Origin of the sequence: Pseudarthrobacter sp. R1 (genome assembly GCF_024494415.1) — a bacterium.
Lineage (GTDB): Bacteria > Actinomycetota > Actinomycetes > Actinomycetales > Micrococcaceae > Arthrobacter.
The window spans coordinates 227,945-241,957 of record NZ_JAMKFI010000006.1 but is presented as its reverse complement, the minus strand read 5'-3'; the positions used below and the strand labels follow the sequence as shown (position 1 = coordinate 241,957).

Sequence of the window (14,013 nt, the reverse complement as noted above, 5' to 3'; positions counted from 1 at the left end):
CGTTCCAGCCCGGGTTTTTCAGACCGGAAAGCCCGCTATTCCCCCAAATGGCGGGCTTTCCTTTGTCATAGAGCGGGCTTTTCCCGTCGGCAGAACATACGACGGCGGGTGGCGGCGGAGTGCCTTTCCAATCCGTAGCCACGTGGGCGGGAAGTCTGCGGCGCTACGGCCGGCCGGTCTCCAGCACCGAGGCCAGATTGAAGTTGACGGGTTCCTCAAGCTGGGCGTAGGTGCATGACTCCGGGTCCCGGTCCGGCCGCCAGCGGTTGAACTGCGCCGTATGCCGGAACCGGTCGCCTTCCATGTGGTCGTACCGGACCTCCACCACCAGTTCCGGGCGCAGCGGCACGAAGGAGAGGTTCTTGCCGGCGCTCCAGCGGCTGCCTTCGGCGTTGCGCGGGGTCCTCTCCCCTTCCTCCTGCTTGCCCCAGGCCCACGGATGGCCCTCAAAGTCGGTGACCAGCGGCTGAAACTGTTCGTACAGCTCCTGCCGGCGCTTCATGGGGAAGGCGCCGATTACCCCGACGCTGGCCAGGCCGCCGTCGTCCTTGTACAAACCGAGCAGCAGCGAGCCGATGGCGTCAGGTCCGCTCTTGTGCAGCCGGTAGCCTGCCACCACGCAGTCGGCGGTGCGCTCGTGCTTGGTCTTGAACATCACCCGCTTGTCCGGCTGGTACCGGCCCTCCAGCGGCTTGGCCACAATGCCGTCCAAACCGGCCCCCTCGAACTGCCGGAACCACTGTTCCGCCGTGTCCTTGTCCGTGGTGGCGGCTGTGAGGTGGACAGGGGCCTTGCTCGCCGCCATAGCCTTCTCCAGCGCCGCCCGCCGCTCGGTGAAGGGCCGGTCCTTATAGTCGTCGTCGCCCAGGGCCAGCAGGTCGAACGCCACAAACGAGGCAGGTGTCTGGGAAGCGAGCAGCTTGACCCGGCTCGCGGCGGGATGGATGCGCTGCTGGAGGGCATCGAAATCCAGCCGGTCCCCTGCGGCGCCCACCAGGATAATTTCCCCATCAATGACGCAGCGCGGCGGCAGGTTTTCCTTCAGCGCCGCCACGAGCTCGGGGAAGTAGCGGGTCATCGGCTTTTCGTTGCGGCTGCCGATCTCCACTTCGTCGCCGTCGCGGAAGATGATGGACCGGAAGCCGTCCCACTTTGGCTCATAACTGAGGTCACCTTCCGGGATGCCGCTGACGGCCTTGGCGAGCATGGGCGGGACGGGCGGCATCACGGGAAGTTCCATGTGCCCATTCTTGCCCGGAGGCAGCCGCTCGCGGAACCCCACACGCCCCACGGGGAAGTCCGGGCTTACCCGGCCAGCAACCAGACAATCAGGATCAGCGCCGGGGCTGCTGCCGCCGTCGAGAGGAGAATCGTTTCGCGTGCCACCGCCACCCCGCGCCCGTACTTGCCGGCAAACAGGAACACGTTCTGCGCCGAGGGAAGCGCGGCCATCAGCACCACGCCCAGGAGCATGTGCTGGTCAAGGTTGAACACGAAGCGTCCGACGACGAACGCCAGCGCCGGCATCACGGCGGACTTCAGCGCCGTGGCAGTAAGGATTTCCACCGCGTGCCCGCCGCTTTGCAGCATCCGTGCACCATGCAGCGACATGCCGAAGGCCAGCAGCACCACCGGAACCGCCGCGCCGCCCAGGAGTGTCAGCGGCGCCATCACCGGATCAGGAAGTTCCACGTTGAACGCGGCCAGCACCACGCCCAGGAGCGAGGCGATGATCATGGGGTTCCGGAACGGCTGCGTAAGCAGCAGGCGTGGCGAAAACCGGCCGGCCTCGGAGAGATCCAGCACGGTAAGGACCAACGGGGCGAACAGAAGCAACTGGACCAACAGGACAGGGGCCACGGGGGTTGCATCACCCAGGGCATACAGCGTGATGGGAATGCCGATGTTGTTGGCGTTGACGTACGAACTGGCCATCGCACCGATCGTGGTCTCGGCCAGCGGCCGCCGGAACCACAGCCGGCTGGCCAGTACATACAACAGGGCTGTGGCAACCGCGGTCATCAGCGCCAGCGGAACATACGCGGAAAAGACCACGGAGAGATCCGATTCCAGGACCACCGTGAACAGCAGGACGGGGTTGGTAATGAAAAAGGCTGTACGGGTCAGCGCCGAAACCGTTGGCTCCCCGCCCAGCCCGCACCGTGCGGCGATGTACCCCACTGCAATCACGACGCCGATCACCGCCAGCCCGATCAGCACACCGCCCACGAGTGGTACTTCCTTCCAGTTTCCGCCGCCTGCGCAGGAGTTCCGGGAAGCGCAGTACTACAAGTTACAAACTTATCTGACAAGTGGCTTGCTGCCGGCGCGCCAACACTGGCCCGGCGACGCAGGCCAGAAAAACCTCGACACAGCACCGCGCCGGACGGTAGAGGTTAACGATGGTTACTGTCGGCTTCCACGCCTCCCACGAACAAATCAGTCCGGGCCAGCTGCTCAAGGACGTCCAGCACGCAGAACGCGCCGGCTTCGACGCGGCGATGTGCTCGGACCACATTGAGCCGTGGTCCGCACGCCAGGGCCATTCCGGGTTCGCCTGGTCCTGGCTGGGTGCCGCGCTGGCAACCACCAATCTCCGCTTTGGCGTAGTGACGGCGCCGGGCCAGCGGTACCACCCCGCCATCATCGCCCACGCCTCGGCCACCCTTGCCAGTATGTTCCCGGGCCGCTTCTGGTTCGCTCCGGGCAGCGGCGAGAACATGAACGAGCACATTACGGGCGACGGATGGCCGGCCAAGGACATCCGCCAGCGCCGGCTGGAGGAATGTATCGACGTGATCCGGCGGCTGCACCGCGGCGAGGAGGTCACCCACCGCGGCCTCGTGACCGTGGAGCAGGCGCGCATTTGGGACGTTCCGGACAGTCCACCGCCGCTCATTGCTCCCGCGGTGAGCGTGGACACCGCGCGCCGGGCGGCATCCTGGGCGGACGGCCTGGTCACCGTGAACCAGCCACCCGGCAAGCTGCGCGAGATGCTGGCTGCGTACCGGGACAACGGCGGGCGGGGCAAGGCTGCCCTGCAGGTCCATTTGTCCTGGGCCGGAAACGAGGACGAAGCCGTTGCCGTTGCCCTGGACCAGTGGCGGACCAACACCTACGCTCCGCCCATCCCCTGGGACCTCCCCACCGCCGGACACTTCGACCTCGTGGGCGAACACGTAACTGAGGACCAGGTCCGGACCACAGTCAACATCTCATCCAGCCTGGAACAGCACGTGGACTGGCTCGCCGGATACGCGGACCTGGGCTTCGACGAGCTCTACCTGCACTACGTGGGGCAGGAGCAAGGTCCCTTCATCGACGCGTTCGCCGCGGAAGTCCTCCCGCAGCTGCGCACTCCCGGCAGCACCACGGCCGGTCCCCCCGCTGAGCCGCAGCTTGTCACTTCCGCTGCCGAACCGGCGTCGGGCACCCCGGCATGAGGATCGCCGAAACCTCGGACCTTTGGTGGAAAAACGCCGTCATCTATTGCCTGGACGTCGAGACGTTCTTTGACGACGACGGCGACGGAACGGGCGACTTCGCCGGCCTCACCCAGCGCGTGGACTACCTGGCCGCGCTGGGCGTGACCTGCATCTGGCTTATGCCGTTCTACCCCTCGCCTGACCGGGACGACGGGTACGACGTGACGGATTTCTTCACCGTAGACCCCCGGCTGGGCACAATGGGTGACCTGGTGGAGTTCATCCGGGCCGCCAAGGACCGCGGCATGCGGGTCATCGCGGACTTCGTGGTGAACCACACCTCGGACCAGCACCCGTGGTTCGTCGAGGCCCGGAAATCCACGGACAACCCGTACCGGGACTTCTACGTGTGGCGGAGTGACACTCCCCCGGACACGTCCTCGGAGGTGGTTTTTCCCGGCGAGGAAAGCTCGCTGTGGACCCAGGATGACGCCACCGGGGAGTGGTACCTGCATATGTTCGCCAAGCACCAGCCGGACCTGAATGTCACCAACCCCGGGGTGCGGAATGAAATCGCCAAGGCGATGGGCCTGTGGCTGGAACTCGGGCTGGACGGTTTCCGGCTGGACGCGGTGCCCTTCTTCCTGGAAACCCGCGGCCAGCCCAAGGACGAGGCCGCCAACCTGGATCCGCACGGCTACCTTACGGCGCTGCGGAGCTTCGTCAGCCGCCGGAACGGCAGCGCGGTGCTGCTGGGGGAGGTGAACCTGCCCTACAAGGAACAGTTGGAGTACTTCGGCGGCCCGGACGGCAACGAACTGAACATGCAGTTCGACTTCATGACCATGCAGCACCTCTACCTGTCCCTGGCCCGGCAGGATGCACGGCCACTGGCGGAGACGCTCAAGAGCCGTCCGCCGCTCCATCCCGACAACCAGTGGGCCATGTTCGTGCGCAACCATGACGAGCTCACCCTGGACAAGCTCAGCGACGGCGAGCGCGGTGAAGTTTTTGCCGCCTTCGGGCCGGAGAAGAACATGCAGATCTACGGGCGGGGGCTGCGCCGCCGGCTTCCCCCGATGCTGGGCGGTGATCCCGAACGCCTCCGGATGGTGTACTCGCTGATGTTCTCCCTCCCCGGGACCCCGGTGCTGTTCTACGGTGAGGAAATCGGCATGGGCGAGGACCTCCGGCAAAAAAGCCGTGCCGCGGTGCGCACCCCCATGCAGTGGAACGACGCAAAAAACGCGGGATTTTCCAGCGCGAAGGCAGCGGACCTCGTGGTGCCGCTGGTTCGCGGGGAGTACGGCCCGGACAATGTCAACGCCGCAGCCGCCAAACGCGACCCCAACTCGCTGTTCAACTTCATGGCGACACTGATCGGGCGCTACCGGGAATCCCCCGAGCTGGGCTGGGGCAAGTTCGGCATTATCGACCAGCCGGAGCCGGCGGTCTTCGCGCACACCTGCAGCTCCGACGGCGGCACCCTGGTCCTCCTGCACAACCTCGGCGAGGAGCCGGTGAAGGTCGCCGGCAAAGTTGGCGCGGCGGACGGGCCGCGGCAAACGTTCAAGGACGCGATCCTGCTGGACCTGTTCGACGGCGACAACGCGGCTTTGGAGCCCGACGGCGGCTTCACCGTTGAGCTGGGACGTTACGGCTACCGGTGGTTCCGGGTGCACGGAAAAGGGGACCGGCTGGCACCTTGAGTGCCTGGTACACACGGGCGGCGGCTCGGCTGCCGGGCAACAGTTCGGGCAACAGTGTGGACGGCAGCTGGGACACCGTCAGCGGGCGGAAGCCGCCTGCAACAGGCGTTCGGCTTCTGCCAGGATCCGGTCTTTTACCGGAGGGGACACCGTTACCGTCCGCCGGCCGTCCTGCTCCTGGTCGCGTATCCCCACGGCCAGGGCGCTCATCAGCTCCGCGTCCTCGGCGGTGGCAAGGTCGCTGCCGATGAGCTGGACCAGCACCTTCAAGCCGGCCAGGCGGCGCTGCGGGTCGGCGTCATTCAGTGCGGAGTCAATGGCCCATTGCGCCCGCTTCCACCACTGGTCCCTCCTGTCCGCGCGTGACCGTTGCCGGTAGGTCAGGTAAGCCACCAGAACCACCCCGAAGGTTGCCAGCGGCGCTATCGCCGCCGCACCCAGCAGGGCGGCCCGGATCCCGTCAACGATCTCCATGGCACCACCCTAAGGCCCGGCAGTTGCGGACCGCCGTCGGGAAACAGTTCCGGCTTCAAGAACTAACCGGCGCCTAACCGCGAGGAAACCAGCGCGCAACATTGGCCGAGCACACTTGGTAGTGCAGGCAAGAGCCGGCACCAGCTCCAGCCAGGAGGCCCCGCCATGTTGAAGAAAGCAGCAGCCAATGTAACCAGAGTCCGCGCCCTGGACCAGCTCCACCGCGGTGATGAGATTGAAGCCCGGCTCTCGGTGGGCCCTTCCTACGACGACGTAGTGATCCGCCGCGGCAGTGTGCAGGAAACAGCGCCCGGCATCGGCGTGGTGTGGATTCTGGACCGGATCACCGGCCTGCGGAAAGCCGTCAACACGGACGAATGCAGCGTCTGGCGGATCGCTTGACGCATGCTCCTGTTCACGTGTGCCTTCCCCGACAATTAGCGCCGCGACGGCGGGTGTAGTCAGTAAGGACTGCCCGCCACTGCCAAGCACCACGCCCGTAGGGGCGCGTCAGCCGCCGGCCACTGACTGGATAACCAGCACCTCCTGGCCGGGTGACACTTCGGTCTCCAGTCCCTGCAGCCGCCGAACTTCGTCGCCGTCCACATAGATATTCACGAAGCGCCGCAACGCTCCCGTCTCGTCTCGCAGCCGTCTGGCGAGCACCGCGAAGTCCGTGGTGACGGCATCCAGCAAGTCAGCAACCGTCACGGGCCCATCGGCGGGCGCAGTCAGGATGGACTGCCCGCCGGCCAGGGGCTGAAGAATGCTGGGAAGAACCACGCTGATACTGGGCGCTGCGGCCTGCCCCCTGTCACCAGCCGTCGCCATTGTGCCCTGGGGCGGCGCGCTGCCCGGCAGTCTGCTGTCAGGCAGTGTGCTGTCAGGCACCGGCAACCACTGCCGCCCGCACGCACAGCACGTCAGGCAGATGGGCTGCCACTTCGGTAAACGTCTCCCCCTCGTCCGAACTGGCGTAAACGGTGCCCCCGCGGGTGCCGAAATAAACGCCGGCCGGCTCCGCGGTGTCCACGGAGGCGGCGTCCCGCAGTACGCTGTTGTACTCGCCGGTTGGCAGTCCGTTGCTCAGCCTCTTCCAGGAGCCGCCGGCGTCGTCGGTCCGATGGACTGCCAGCTCGCCGTTGGGCGGGATACGCTCGCCGTCGGCCTTCAGCGGGACAACCCAGGCGGTACCTTCCCGGCGAGGGTGGGTCAGCATCACGAAGCCGAAGTCTGCGGGCAGGCCCTCTGCAATGGAGTTCCAGGTCTCCGCGTTGTCATCCGTGCGGTAGACGCCGTGATGGTTTTGGGCATAGAGGCGGCCGTCGACGGCGGCGTCCGCGGCTATCTTGTGCACGCACTGGCCAAATTCCGGGTTGGGGTCCGGCATGAAGTAGGCCGAGATGCCCCGGTTCCGCGCCTCCCAGGAGGCGCCGCCGTCGAGCGAGCGGTAAACGCCGCCGGTGCTCATGGCGACGTGCACGGTTTCGCGCGCGGGGTGGACCACGATGGAGTGGGCGGCGGCGCCGCCGTAGCCGGCGCCCCATTCGCTGCGGTGGGGGTGGTCCCACAGGCCGCGGTTAAGTTCGAAGTGTTCGCCCCCGTCCGTGGATTTCCAGACCGAGATTGGCTCGGCCCCTGCCCAAACGACGCCCGGGCGGGACTCGGCGTCCGGATAGATCTGCCAGATTCGCTCCAGTGCAGCCCCGGTGTCCTCCGGGAACCTGATAGCGCCCTGTTCAGGCTCGGACCACGTAGCGCCAAGGTCATCCGAGTGGGCAACCGTTGGCCCCCAATGCTCGTTCCGGACACCGACCATGATCCGTGTGCGGCCGTTCCGGGTGTCAATCCCAATGCTGGGGATCTCACTCATGAGGAAGTGCGGGCCAGTGAAGGACCATTCGCGCCTGTCCTGGCTGATTGCGAGCCACAAGCCCTTTTTAGTGCCGATCGCTAAGACAAAACTCTTTGCGGTTGTCATGCCCCCCATGCAACCACCGCCCCGGACAGCCCGCAACGGTTTTCTTGTGTATCGCCAAAAGCCTGGCTTGGCTAGTCCACGAACTCCGACTGAGTTTCGATGAAGTCCCAGTCGGCCGCCGTCAAGGCTGCGGCGGGATTGTCGGGATGGGGTCCGCCTGCCTCCGCAATGCCTTGCAGCACCGGAAGCGGAAGCTCCTCCGCCCGGAGGTTCTCCCGCAACCATTCTTTGCTTGCAAGGTCCAGGTCAAGCCACCACATGAAAATTTCCATGCCCTCCACGCCCTTTCGTCGCCTGCTTCAACGGTAGGCGCGGTCAACGCCGGCTACAAGGTGTTGAGGCTGCACCGAGTGGTGCGTCGATTTTTTCGGGTACCGGCAAGTAACCGTGCCGCCGGGAGCCCCCGAAAGACGAGTACCCCCTACTCGCGACTGGCAACAGTGGCCCGCCCTAGCCTGAAGACTCAAGCAAGCTGACCGTGCTGCTGGGGCATTCGGCGCATTCGCTGGTCCTCCTCGCCATGGTCCGTTTCACATCGAAAACTGGGGAGAATCATCATGAAACGAGCCATCACAACGTTGGGGGTGCTGGGCCTGGCGGCATTTGCCGTCACGGCTCCGGCGGTAGCGGACCGCGGATCCGACGACGACAACAAGATTGTCATCTGCCACGCAGGGTCGGGCTCCAACTCCGGGCACTTCACCGAGAACATGGTTGCCGTCCCGGGGCTGAACGGCCATAACAATCACTCCGCGGACATCATCCCGCCCAACGACGGCATGGAACATGGGCAGAACTGGGCCGCCGGCAGCGCCACCCACGCCAATGTGTGCGTCGTCCCGTCTGTCGTGGTCCCACCCGTTGAGAACCCGCCAGCCGTCAACCCTCCCGTGGAGAACCCGCCTGCCGGAAACACCCCCGTCGAAAACCCAGCTGTTGTTGTTCAGCCCGTCGAGCCGCAGATTGTTACACCTGTGGTTGAGCAGCCTCCTGTTGTCCCACCGGCGGCCGTGGCGCCTCCCGCGGCGACCGTCGTCGTGCCCCAACAGCCGGCGGCAGCCCAGCCGAGGGCTGCTGCTCCGCAGCAGGCGGCGGCGGTGCCCGCTGCCACCACAAGTCTGGGAACCAACCAGGGGTACAACGCCCAGACCGCCGTCGGCGGCTCTGACGGCGCACCCTCCTGGCTGGCCGGCCTGGGTGCACTGTTTGCAGCGGGAGCGGCAGTAATGGTGCGGCGCACGTCCCACACCGCGCACCTGACCGACTGACGCCGGCCAGGCCGCAGCCGCGGCCACCTGACAAGGAAGGCGTTCCGCCAGTGCCCGGCGGGGCGCCTTCCTTCCCCGTTACCAGCGGTGAGGAGCAGCATGTCAAAGGAACGCAGCCGGCACGCGGACCGAAAAGCGCGCAGGTGGAGGCGTTGGAACCGCGGCGACCTGGCCATTCTCCTGTGCGGTGTCCTGGCCTTTGTGCTCATCACGTTCGGCGCCCCCCTGTTCCTGCAGGCGCAACTCCCTGCCGGGAGAAGCGGGACAGTGACCGCACCGACCCCCTCCGTCATCAACTCCGGAGAAGCGGCGCCGATGGCGGTCATGGGCCCACCGGAAGGGAGGAGGTCAACTCCCGCCGATTCCCCTGCACAGCAAGCTGCGGCTCCTGCCCTTCCCGCAGCGGCGCAACCGGTGCGGATCCGCTACGCCTCGGCCGCTTTCGATGTGCCCGTGCATGCGCTGGAGCTGGACGACTCCGCACGCGCCAGCCAAACAATCGTGCCGCCTGCCACCAAGGACGGATACTGGCTGACCCCATTCGGCACCCCGGGACACGGCTCGGCCAACACCACGTACGTGATCGGCCACAGCTGGGAGGGCGCGGAGGCACCCTTCAACCATCTGAGTTCAGCGGCAACCGTGGGCGATCGGTTCGAGGTGGACACCACAACCGGCACCATTGCCTACGAAGTGGCCAGTGTGACGACGTATCTGAAGTCCAACCTGAAGGACAGTCCCATCTGGGACATCGTGCCCAACCGGCTGGTCCTGATCAGCTGCTTTACCGAAGATCCCTGGGGCAAAAACGTGGTGGTCACCGCTTCGCCCGTCACCGGCTGACGCTCACTGGCGGAATGCCGCTGTTCAAGAGGGTCCAAGGAGGCCGAGAATAAACTATGTCAGAACATCTGCGCGGTACTTCTCCACTACTGGTAGGCGTAGCCCCCGGGCAGCATCCGGAGGTCCTGCAAACCGCCGCCGGCCTCGCTGCGAAACTGGGGACCCGCTTGCTTTGTGCCTACGTCGACGAGGCCAGCTACCTGGTGGAATGGGACCCGGCCCGGTCCGCCCACCGGCTCTCGCTCCACCCGGATGCTGATGCTGGGAACATCGGCGGCGTGACGATGGAGCTCAAGGCTGCGATCGAAGCTGCGGTGGCCCAAGTCCCGCCTGGCACGGCGGCTGCGGAATGGACCCTCGAGACCCTCACGGGCGATCCTGCCCGTGCCCTCGCCCAGCTTGCCGCGGAAACCAACGCGCCGATGATCATTGTGGGAACCTCTGAGCGGGGACTCTCCCACCGCCTGGCGGAGGCACTCAGCGGGTCGGTAGGTGCCTGGCTCACGCATCATCAGAGCAGGCCAGTACTCATCGTCCCGTACCGGAGGGCTGCCCACGAGGACCGGTCTTGAGCTGCGAAAAGACCCTCGCAAATGCGCAGAAATTACGCCAGGGAAAGTAAAGCGAAAGTAGTTATTCCGGGTGCTGGCGTAGTGGACTACCAGCCAGTAAGCTGATTCAAGCAGGCCGGTTCCACAGACGTGGAAGCCAGGTTTGCCCAAAAGCTGCTCCGGAGTGCGTATCCCCCAATAACGCACTCCGGAGCTTTTTGTTGCCCAAAAACCCTGCCGCCTCCCGGGCTATACCCCCTAGGGGTACTTGCCCCGATACCCCTAGAGGGTATACCGTGGAAGCATGAGCGCAACCGATGAAGCCGTCACAGAGCCCACCGTGGACCAGGTGACACCAGACCAGGTACCGCCGGAGCACGGCTATACCGGAAACAAGGATGCCTACCTCCGCCGGCTCAAACGCATCGAAGGCCAAGTGCGGGGAATCGCGCGCATGGTGGATGAGGACAAGTACTGCATCGACATCCTCACCCAGGTCTCCGCCGTCACCAAGGCGTTGCATGCCGTCAGTCTGGGACTCGTTGAAGAGCACATCGGCCACTGTGTGGTTGGTGCGGCCTCTGAACCGAACCCCGAGCTGCGCGCAGAAGCCATCGATGCCAAGGTCAAGGAAGCCGCCGATGCGATCGGCCGGCTCCTGCGGTAGCAGCCCACCTTCCCCGGATGCCGCTGAACGCCATCATCAACCCCTTCCCCACAACAAGGAGCAGCACATGAGCACCATTTCTCCCACCACAACAACCGTCAGCGTCTCCGGAATGACCTGCGGGCACTGCGTCTCGGCCGTGAGCGAGGAACTTGAAGCCCTCGCGGGCGTAGAGGCGGTGAACGTCGAGCTCAACGCCGGCGGGATTTCCACCGTCACCATCACTTCCAGCAACGAACTGTCACCTTCGGAAATCGGCGAAGCCGTAGCGGAGGCCGGTTACCTGGTCGTCGCCAACGAAGCCTAGATCCACCAAACCCGGGGAGCCGCATGAGTAACCAGGAACTTCTCCACCAGCCCGAAACCAGGGTGGTGGAACTCGACATCGAGGGCATGACCTGCGCCTCCTGCGTCAACCGGGTGGAAAAAAAGCTCGGCAAGCTCGACGGCGTACAGGCCATGGTCAACCTGCCCCTGGAATCCGCCCACGTGACAGTGCCGGCAGGAATCACCGATGAGCAACTGGTAGAAACCGTCAACGCGGCCGGATACAAAGCAAAAGTCAGCTCCCCGCGTTACCCGAGCCAGAGTTCCGGTGACCTGCCCACGAGCGGGGACGCCGGGGATTTGCGGCAGCATGCGTCTAAGGTGGGCCCACGGCGGCAGGGTTCCTTGGACGAGCTTGCGAGGCCAGGGAGCCGCCGGGGAGGAACGAGCGAGCATGCCGAGCAAGTCGCCGGTGGCACGGCGGTTGGTGACCATAGCACCGGAAGGATGCTTCGCCCACGCCTGATCCTCGCCGCCGCCTTTACGGTGCCGGTGTTCCTGATTTCCATGGTCCCTGCGTTCCAGTTCCCGCAGTGGGGTTGGGTGGCGGCCGTACTTGCCCTGCCGGTGGTCACATGGTCGGCGTGGCCGTTTCACCGGGCAGCGGCCATCAACGCCCGCCACTTCGCCTCAACCATGGACACACTGGTATCAATTGGCGTTGCCGCGGCATACCTTTTCTCGGCCTGGCAGCTGTTCTCGGATCCCCTGATGACCCAGCACCCCGGCATGGAGGGTATGGAGCAGGGCGGCCTTTACTTCGAGGTCGCGGCGGTGGTCACCACGTTCCTGCTTCTTGGGCGCTACCTGGAAGCCAACGCCAAGCAAAAGGCCGGCGACGCCCTGCATGCCCTCCTCAGCCTCGGCGCAAAGGACGCCACCGTTCTCCGCGATGGCACCGAACACCGGACCCCTGCCGACCGGCTCCAGGTAGGCGATGTCCTGGTAGTCCGGCCCGGCGAGAAGATCGCCACCGACGGCGTGGTGATCGAAGGGACGTCGGCCGTGGACGCCTCACTGGTCACCGGCGAATCAGTACCGGTGGAGGTAGGCCCGGACAGCCGCGTCACCGGCGCAACCATCAATACCTCCGGCCGCCTGCTGGTCAGGGCCACGCGGGTGGGTTCGGAGACCACCCTCGCGCAGATGGCGCGGCTGGTGTCCCAGGCGCAGACCGGCAAGGCTCCCATTGCCCGCCTCGCCGACCGGATCAGCGCTGTGTTTGTTCCGGTGGTCCTGGCAATCGCCGCTCTCACCTTTGTGCTCTGGCTGCTCTTCGCAGGAGCGGAAGGCGGAGGGCTGCGTTCGGCTTTTATTGCGGCCGTCGCCGTCCTGGTGATCGCCTGCCCGTGCGCGCTGGGGCTGGCCACGCCGGTCGGCCTGCTTACAGGGACCGGCAGGGGCGCCCAGCTGGGCATCCTGATCAAGGGCCCGCAGGTCCTGGAGGACACGCGCACCGTGGACACCATTCTTTTGGACAAGACCGGCACCGTCACCACCGGACTGCTGGCAGTTGACTCCACGCTCGCTTTCGGCGGGTTTGAGGAGCATGAGGTACTGCGGCTGGCCGGCGCTGTGGAAGCGGCGTCCGAGCACCCCATCGCCCGGGCCATTGCCGCAGCGGCAGTTGCCCAGGAAACGCAGAAAGCAATACAAGCAGCGGCCGACGGCGCGCGGTTGCCGTCCGTGCGAAACTTCCGTTCCGCTCCGGGCGGCGGTGTAACTGGAACCGTCGAGGGCCGGCTGGTGACCGCCGGGCGTACCGGCTGGCTCAAGGAAAACGGCATTGCCATAACGCCGGACCAACTGAAGCTGCTTGAAGCGGCGGAAGCTGCCGGTGCCACCGCCATCTGGCTCGCCGTAGACGGTACAGCAGTGGGCATCATCAACCTCCGGGATACCATCAAGGACGGCTCTGCGGCCGCCGTCGAACGAATGAAGTCCCTGGGCCTGCGGCCCATTCTGTTGACCGGTGACAACGCGGCCGTAGCTGCCCAGGTGGCCGCCGCCGTCGGCATCGATCCCGCAGATGTCTATGCAGGCGTCCTGCCCGAGGGCAAAGTGGAAGTGGTGCGCGCGCTGCAGGCCAGCGGCGCTACCGTGGCCATGGCCGGGGACGGCGTCAACGATGCTGCAGCCCTTGCCCAGGCTGACCTTGGCATCGCCATGGGATCCGGCACCGACGTTGCCATCGAGGCTGCCGACCTTACAGTGATGGGCAATGACCTCTCCCAGGTGGTGCAGGCCATCCAACTGTCCCGCAGGACGCTGGCCACCATCAAAACCAACCTGTTCTGGGCGTTCTTCTACAACGCCGTGGGCATCCCAGTGGCGGCCCTGGGGCTACTCAACCCGATGATCGCCGGCGCCGCGATGGCGGCGAGCTCGGTCCTGGTGGTTGCGAACTCGCTGCGGCTGCGGAGCTTCGGAAAAAGGTTTAGGGCGCAGGCCCTGAAGCCGAGGGCTCAGGCGGCGCCGTAGCGCACTGCGGCACGTGCCTTGGCCTTGGCGGCCTCCGTCTCCCGGTCTTTAGGCGGGGCCTGCGACACGAGCGAGTCCAGGAGATGCTGGGTGATGTGGGCAATCTCGTGGACCGCCTCCTCGAAGGCTTCCTGGTTGGCCTTGGACGGCTTGGTGCTTCCGCTGACTTTGCGCACATACTGCAACGCTGCGGCGTGCACCTCCTCCGAGGTGGCGTGCGGCTCGAAGTTGTGAAGGGTTCGGATATTCCGGCACATACAGCCATGCTAGGCTCTGGAGCGCCTGGG

At 65.7% G+C, this 14,013-nt stretch carries 16 protein-coding genes; 9 read left to right on the top strand and 7 right to left on the bottom strand.

The genetic code is table 11. The features are described from left to right. Positions 1 to 163 precede the first annotated feature (163 nt). The gene (locus M8J71_RS07170) at positions 164 to 1,240 is read right to left on the bottom strand and encodes an ATP-dependent DNA ligase (RefSeq protein WP_256247256.1); all 1,077 of its coding nucleotides are present in this window, start codon (positions 1,238 to 1,240) and stop codon (positions 164 to 166) included. 65 nt (positions 1,241 to 1,305) lie between these two features. Then, complete coding sequence (locus M8J71_RS07165; protein ID WP_256247255.1) at positions 1,306 to 2,229, bottom strand: AEC family transporter; 924 nt, start codon at positions 2,227 to 2,229, stop codon at positions 1,306 to 1,308. Positions 2,230 to 2,402: 173 nt separating this feature from the next. Here M8J71_RS07165 and M8J71_RS07160 point away from each other — a divergent pair, with 173 nt between their 5' ends. Beyond that, positions 2,403 to 3,443, top strand: a complete 1,041-nt coding sequence (locus M8J71_RS07160; RefSeq protein ID WP_256247254.1) for a TIGR03885 family FMN-dependent LLM class oxidoreductase — start codon at positions 2,403 to 2,405, stop codon at positions 3,441 to 3,443. Then, on the top strand, positions 3,440 to 5,134 hold the full coding sequence (locus M8J71_RS07155; RefSeq protein ID WP_256247253.1) for an alpha-amylase family protein: 1,695 nt from the start codon (positions 3,440 to 3,442) through the stop codon (positions 5,132 to 5,134). Before M8J71_RS07160 ends, M8J71_RS07155 begins: the two co-directional genes overlap by 4 nt. A gap of 78 nt (positions 5,135 to 5,212) precedes the next feature. On the opposite strand, the gene M8J71_RS07150 is transcribed toward M8J71_RS07155, so the two are convergent. Continuing rightward, entirely contained in the window at positions 5,213 to 5,608 is a 396-nt protein-coding gene (locus M8J71_RS07150) for a hypothetical protein (RefSeq protein ID WP_256247252.1), read from the bottom strand. A gap of 165 nt (positions 5,609 to 5,773) precedes the next feature. Here M8J71_RS07150 and M8J71_RS07145 point away from each other — a divergent pair, with 165 nt between their 5' ends. Then, positions 5,774 to 6,010: a hypothetical protein gene (locus M8J71_RS07145; protein WP_163165091.1), complete on the top strand. Its 237-nt coding sequence runs from the start codon at positions 5,774 to 5,776 to the stop codon at positions 6,008 to 6,010. Positions 6,011 to 6,118: 108 nt separating this feature from the next. Here the strand turns inward: M8J71_RS07145 and M8J71_RS07140 are convergent, their stop codons facing one another. From M8J71_RS07140 to M8J71_RS07130, 3 genes are all read right to left on the bottom strand, one after another. Beyond that, positions 6,119 to 6,439: a MoaD/ThiS family protein gene (locus tag M8J71_RS07140; RefSeq protein WP_256247387.1), complete on the bottom strand. Its 321-nt coding sequence runs from the start codon at positions 6,437 to 6,439 to the stop codon at positions 6,119 to 6,121. 52 nt (positions 6,440 to 6,491) lie between these two features. After that, a complete protein-coding gene (locus M8J71_RS07135; RefSeq protein ID WP_256247251.1) occupies positions 6,492 to 7,598 on the bottom strand; it encodes a WD40/YVTN/BNR-like repeat-containing protein in 1,107 nt (368 codons plus the stop codon). A 62-nt stretch (positions 7,599 to 7,660) separates the two neighbouring features. Then, positions 7,661 to 7,861, bottom strand: a complete 201-nt coding sequence (locus tag M8J71_RS07130; protein ID WP_163165088.1) for a hypothetical protein — start codon at positions 7,859 to 7,861, stop codon at positions 7,661 to 7,663. 285 nt (positions 7,862 to 8,146) lie between these two features. Here M8J71_RS07130 and M8J71_RS07125 point away from each other — a divergent pair, with 285 nt between their 5' ends. The 6 genes from M8J71_RS07125 to M8J71_RS07100 all read left to right on the top strand — a co-directional run bounded on the left by M8J71_RS07125 (position 8,147) and on the right by M8J71_RS07100 (position 13,726). Continuing rightward, positions 8,147 to 8,857, top strand: coding sequence for a hypothetical protein (locus tag M8J71_RS07125; RefSeq protein WP_256247250.1), 711 nt, complete (start codon positions 8,147 to 8,149; stop codon positions 8,855 to 8,857). A 99-nt stretch (positions 8,858 to 8,956) separates the two neighbouring features. After that, positions 8,957 to 9,700: a class F sortase gene (locus M8J71_RS07120; RefSeq protein WP_256247249.1), complete on the top strand. Its 744-nt coding sequence runs from the start codon at positions 8,957 to 8,959 to the stop codon at positions 9,698 to 9,700. 56 nt (positions 9,701 to 9,756) lie between these two features. Next, on the top strand, positions 9,757 to 10,272 hold the full coding sequence (locus M8J71_RS07115; RefSeq protein WP_256247248.1) for a universal stress protein: 516 nt from the start codon (positions 9,757 to 9,759) through the stop codon (positions 10,270 to 10,272). A gap of 283 nt (positions 10,273 to 10,555) precedes the next feature. Then, positions 10,556 to 10,918 carry a metal-sensitive transcriptional regulator gene (locus M8J71_RS07110; RefSeq protein ID WP_256247247.1) on the top strand — a complete coding sequence of 121 codons (363 nt, stop codon included), beginning with the start codon at positions 10,556 to 10,558 and terminating at the stop codon, positions 10,916 to 10,918. A 67-nt stretch (positions 10,919 to 10,985) separates the two neighbouring features. After that, positions 10,986 to 11,225, top strand: coding sequence for a heavy-metal-associated domain-containing protein (locus M8J71_RS07105; protein ID WP_256247246.1), 240 nt, complete (start codon positions 10,986 to 10,988; stop codon positions 11,223 to 11,225). 23 nt (positions 11,226 to 11,248) lie between these two features. Next, complete coding sequence (locus M8J71_RS07100) at positions 11,249 to 13,726, top strand: heavy metal translocating P-type ATPase (protein WP_256247245.1); 2,478 nt, start codon at positions 11,249 to 11,251, stop codon at positions 13,724 to 13,726. Here M8J71_RS07100 and M8J71_RS07095 read toward each other — a convergent pair. Next, positions 13,711 to 13,983: a DUF2277 domain-containing protein gene (locus tag M8J71_RS07095; RefSeq protein ID WP_079598081.1), complete on the bottom strand. Its 273-nt coding sequence runs from the start codon at positions 13,981 to 13,983 to the stop codon at positions 13,711 to 13,713. The genes M8J71_RS07100 and M8J71_RS07095 overlap by 16 nt on opposite strands. Between the last annotated feature and the right edge of the window lie 30 nt (positions 13,984 to 14,013).